General features: G+C 67.2%; 2 protein-coding genes. Both read right to left on the bottom strand.

Going from position 1 to position 2,070, the window contains the following annotated elements:
• Nucleotides 1-453: RNase adapter RapZ (locus EBS11_RS28200; protein ID WP_290608824.1), on the bottom strand; the 453-nt coding region annotated here is incomplete at its 3' end.
• Between the two features lie 33 nt (nucleotides 454-486).
• A partial coding sequence (gene recN / locus EBS11_RS28195) for a DNA repair protein RecN (protein ID WP_290608818.1) occupies nucleotides 487-2,070 on the bottom strand: 1,584 nt, incomplete at its 5' end.

Raw genomic sequence — 2,070 nt, 5'->3', positions numbered from 1 at the left:
CGAGGGGCGGATGATGCTGCTGTCAATCACATGCGCCTGCTCGCGCAGGTCGGCCAGCAGCTCGCGCTCCAGTTCAATGGCGTCCACCAAAGCACGGCGCTCATCGCGCTCGCCGTGGTCGGAGGTGCCTTGTGACAGCGGGTGCTTGCGCCTTGTTTCGGAGTAGCGGCGCACCAGCGTGTCGGTGGTGGCGTCCAAAAACAAAGGTTTGACCACCACGCCCAGCGCACGCACGGCAGCCAGCTGCTGGGGCACCAAGGGCAGGGAGGTGGCGCTGCGCACATCCATGGCAATGGCCACGCGCTGCGCGTTGTGCTGGCGCTCCAGCTCCACAAAAGGCAGCAGCAGCTCTGGCGGCAGGTTGTCTACGCAGTAAAAGCCGGCGTCTTCTAGCGCGTTGAGCGCCACCGACTTGCCCGAGCCGGACATGCCGGTAATGAGCACGATCTCCATGGGCACTGACGAAGGTGGGGGCATGTCGCTCATTTACAGACCTGAATCCAGCATTTCTTTGGCATGCGCCAGCGTAGTGCCCGAAAGCTTTTCCCCACCGAGCATGCGGGCAATCTCGGCCACGCGCTGTTCGCCGCCCACCGGGGCCACGGTGCTCAGGGTGGCGCTGCCTTGCAGCTGCTTGGACACCACCAAGTGGTGGTGCGCGCAGGCGGCCACCTGGGGCAGGTGGGTCACGGCCAGCACCTGGCGGTCGCTGCCCAGCTGCTGCATGAGGCGGCCCACCGTCTCGGCCACTGCGCCGCCCACGCCGGAGTCCACCTCGTCAAATATCAAGGTCTGGGCGGTGCCCAAGCGGCTGGTGGTCACCGCAATGGCCAGCGCCATGCGCGACAACTCGCCGCCCGACGCCACCTTGCCTACCGGCCGCGGTGTGCTGCCGGCGTGGCCGGCGGCCAGAAACTGCACGTCTTCCAAGCCGCTGGCTTGTGGCTGGGCCAAGGGCTCCAGCGCTACTTCAAACCGGCCACCCTGCATGCCCAGTCCTTGCATGGCTTGGGTGATGCTCTGGGCCAGCAGGGGTGCGGCCTTGGCGCGTTGCTTGGAGAGGGCTTTGGCCTCCGCCATGAAGGCGGCCTGGGCCTTGCGCTCTTTGGCTTGCAGGCCATCCAGGTCGGCAGCGGCGTCCAGCTGGGCCAGCTCGGTTTTCCAGCTCGCCCACAACTCGGCCAGCTCTTCGGGCGGGCGCTTGTAGCGGCGCGCCAGGCTCACCCAGAGGGACATGCGTTCGTCCAGCTCGGCCAAGCGCTCCGGGTCCAGCTCGGCACGGCGGGCGTAGCTGCGCAGGCTGTGTACGGTGTCTTCTATCTGCGCCACGCTGGAGTTCAGGGCCTCAATGGCATCTTTGAACTCGGCTTCGAGGTGCGACTGGGCTTGCAGCAGTTGCAGCGCGGCGTGCAGCGGGGCCAGCGCGTTGGTGTCGTCATCTTCCAGCAGGTTGACGGCGCCTTGGGCAGCGTCCATCAGCGCCTGCCCGTTGGCCAGGCGGCTGTGGCTGGCGTTGAGCTCGGGCCACTCGTCAGCGCCGGGGTTGAGCTTGTCCACCTCGCCAATCTGCCAGGCCAGGCGCTCGCGCTCGCGCTGCAGGCTGTCTTGCGCGGCTTGGGCTTGGGCAAGGGCTTGTTGGGCCTGGCGCCAGCTGGACCACAGGCCGCTCAGAGCGCTGGTGTCCACCTTGGCATACGCGTCCAGCAGGCCGCGCACGGCCTCGGGCCGGGTCAGGCTTTGCCAGGCGTGCTGGCCGTGAATGTCCAGCAGCTGCTCGCCGATGGTGCGCAGTTGCTGCGCGGTGGCGGGGCTGCCATTGACCCAGGCGCGGCTTTTGCCTTGGGTGTCTACCGTGCGGCGCAGCAGCAGGGTGTCGCCACTCTCAAATCCGGCTTCGTCCAGCACAGCTTGCAGGCCCGGTGCGTTGTCAAACTCGGCGCTCACATCGGTGCGGGGTGCGCCTTCGCGGATCACGCCGGTGTCGGCGCGCGCGCCAGTGACCAGCTGCAGCGCATCAATCAGTATGGATTTGCCCGCGCCGGTTTCACCTGTCAGCACCGAAAAGCCGGA

Source organism: Janthinobacterium sp. (assembly GCF_009923995.1).
Taxonomy (GTDB): Bacteria; Pseudomonadota; Gammaproteobacteria; order Burkholderiales; family Burkholderiaceae_D; genus Janthinobacterium.
The sequence above is the reverse complement of the archived record's forward strand: the minus strand, read 5'-3'. Positions and strand labels throughout refer to the sequence as shown.